The following is a 2011-nucleotide window of genomic DNA, read 5'->3' on the forward strand; positions in this document are numbered from 1 at the left end:
AACGCGGTGACGCCCGCGCCCAGCAGCGCGGCCCCGCCCAGCACGTAACCGCGCGCGTCGCCGGCGCCCAGCGCGGCCTCGATGATCGCGTCCTTGGAGAAGAAGCCCGCGAACGGCGGCACGCCGATGATCGCCAGATAGCCGAGACCGAAGGTGGCAAAGGTGATCGGTAGCGCCGCGCGCAGGCCGCCGTAGCGGCGCATGTCCTGTTCCTCGTGCATGGCGTGGATCACGGCGCCGGAGCCGAGGAACAACCCGGCCTTGAAGAACCCGTGGGTGAGCAGGTGCATGATCGCGAACGCGTAGCCGGCCGGGCCCAGCCCTGCGGCCAGCACCATGTAGCCGATCTGGCTCATCGTGGATGCCGCGAGCGCGCGCTTGATGTCGTCCTTGGCGCAGCCGATGAACGCGCCGAGCAGCAACGTGACGGCGCCGACGATCACGACCGCGGTTTGCGCGTCGGGCGCCAGGTTGTACAGCGGGTTGGACCGCACGATCAGGTAGACGCCGGCGGTCACCATGGTGGCGGCGTGGATCAGCGCGGACACCGGGGTGGGGCCCTCCATCGCGTCACCCAGCCAGGCCTGCAGCGGCACCTGCGCGGACTTGGCGCAGGCGCCCAACAGCAGCAGCAAGCCCATCGCCGTCAGCGCCCCGCGGCCCGCGGCGGGCGCCCCGGCGAACACCCCGGCGTAGGACAGCGTGCCGAAGGTGCTGAACATCAAGAACATTCCCAGCGCCAGCCCGGCGTCCCCGACGCGGTTCATCACGAAGGCCTTCTTGGCGGCCGTGGCCGCCGTTGGCTTGTGGTACCAGAACCCGATCAGCAGGTAGGAGGCCAGGCCCACGCCTTCCCAGCCGACGTAGAGCACCACGTAGTTGTCGGCGACCACCAGCAACAGCATCGAGGCCAGGAACAGGTTGAGGTAGCCGAAAAACCTGCGCCGGTCCGGGTCTTCGGCCATGTAGGCGACCGAATAGATGTGGATGAGCGACCCGACTCCCGAGATCAGCAGCACGAAACACACCGACAGCTGGTCGATTTGCAGGCCGAGGTCCACCTGCAGTTGGCCGACCGGGATCCAGGTGAACACCGTCTGGTGGATGACCCGGTCCTCGGCGCCGCGGCCGAGCAGCTCGCTCAGCAGGCTCAGGCCGACGCCGAACGCCGCGAGCGCGGTGGCGCAGCCCAGCCAGTGGCCCCAGGCGTCGGTGCGTCGGCCGCCGAACAACAGGATCGCGGCACCCGCCAGCGGCAGCGCCACCAGCAGCCAGGTGTAGTGAGTCATGTTGGCCCCATATTGGCGATGTCAGCCTTTGAGTAGGTTCGCGTCGTCCACCGACGCCGATTTGCGGGCACGGAAAATCGTCATGATGATGGCCAGCCCGACGACGACCTCGCACGCGGCCACCACCATCGTGAAGAACGCGATCATCTGGCCGTCCAGGTGGCCGTGCATCCGTGCGAACGTGACAAAGGCCAGGTTGACCGCGTTCAGCATCAGCTCGACGCACATGAACATCACGATGGCGTTGCGTCGCAACAGCACACCCGAGGCTCCGATGGTGAACAGCAGGGCCGAAAGGTAAAGGTAATTGGCCGGATTCACGAGGTGCCACCTTTGATCGCCTGGCGGGAGGGGGTTGCCTTTCCGTCGGCGCCGCGGCTGCGCAGGATCGGCGACACCGACAGCTCCGAGTACGACCCGTCCGGCAGCAGCGCTGCCACGTCGACGGCGTTGTGGCGCGCGTAGACGCCCGGGCTGGGCATCGGGGTCGGGTGCCCGCCGGGCTGGAACCGCTCCTGCGACAGCTCCCGCTGCGTCTTGCGGCGCTCGAAGCGTTCGCGGTGGGCCAGCACCATCGCGCCGATGGCCGCGGTGATCAGCAGCGCGCTGGTGAGTTCGAACGCCCAGACGTACCGCGAGAAGATCAGCGCCGCAAGCCCTTCCACGTTGCCGTTGGCGTTGGCGGTGGTCAGGCCCGCGAAGCCGACGGTCGCGGCGGTGCC

At 68.3% G+C, this 2011-nt stretch carries 2 protein-coding genes and 1 pseudogene; all 3 read right to left on the reverse strand.

What is annotated here, in order from left to right; all coding sequences use genetic code 11:
• Nucleotides 1–1289: NADH-quinone oxidoreductase subunit L (gene nuoL / locus A9X05_RS26840; RefSeq protein WP_067755491.1), on the reverse strand; the 1289-nt coding region annotated here is incomplete at its 3' end.
• A 21-nt stretch (nucleotides 1290–1310) separates the two neighbouring features.
• Nucleotides 1311–1610 carry an NADH-quinone oxidoreductase subunit NuoK gene (gene nuoK, locus A9X05_RS26845; RefSeq protein WP_007168303.1) on the reverse strand — a complete coding sequence of 100 codons (300 nt, stop codon included), beginning with the start codon at nucleotides 1608–1610 and terminating at the stop codon, nucleotides 1311–1313.
• Nucleotides 1607–2011 (reverse strand): annotated as a pseudogene (locus A9X05_RS26850) (NADH-quinone oxidoreductase subunit J); the annotation flags it as partial. The pseudogene A9X05_RS26850 and the gene nuoK, both read right to left, overlap by 4 nt.

Source organism: Mycobacterium sp. E3298 (assembly GCF_001666895.1).
Classification (GTDB): Bacteria; Actinomycetota; Actinomycetes; order Mycobacteriales; family Mycobacteriaceae; genus Mycobacterium.